The sequence below is a fragment of the Arthrospira sp. PCC 8006 genome, from assembly GCF_046480465.1.
Taxonomy (GTDB): Bacteria; Cyanobacteriota; Cyanobacteriia; order Cyanobacteriales; family Microcoleaceae; genus Limnospira; species Limnospira platensis.
Window position 1 is genome coordinate 1 of sequence record NZ_PKGG01000625.1, and the last position, 317, is coordinate 317.

At 59.2% G+C, this 317-nt stretch carries 1 protein-coding gene; it reads left to right on the forward strand.

Annotation, left to right across the window (positions count from 1 at the left end; all coding sequences use genetic code 11):
* Positions 1-61: 61 nt before the first annotated feature.
* Positions 62-317: FAD-dependent oxidoreductase (locus B9T16_RS29660; RefSeq protein WP_410246491.1), on the forward strand; the 256-nt coding region annotated here is incomplete at its 3' end.

Here is a 317-nt window from a genome sequence, read left to right on the forward strand (position 1 = left end):
CAATGCCAACACACACGTCATCATTTGTGGCTATGGCCGCTGCGGCCAGAACCTGNGCCAGATGCTGGAGCGCGAAGGCATCCAGTACGCGCTGGTCCGTTCCATGGTGGGTATGGAAAACGCGCATATCCTGCGGCCCGGCTACGCAATTGAATACGATTACTTCGACCCGCGCGCGCTTAAAACCAGCTTTGAAACCCGCGCCATTAGTGGCCTGTTCTTTGCGGGGCAAATCAACGGCACCACCGGCTATGAAGAGGTAGCGGCGCAGGGCATGTTTGCCGGTATCAACGCCGCGCTGCAGTGCCAGGGCAAGG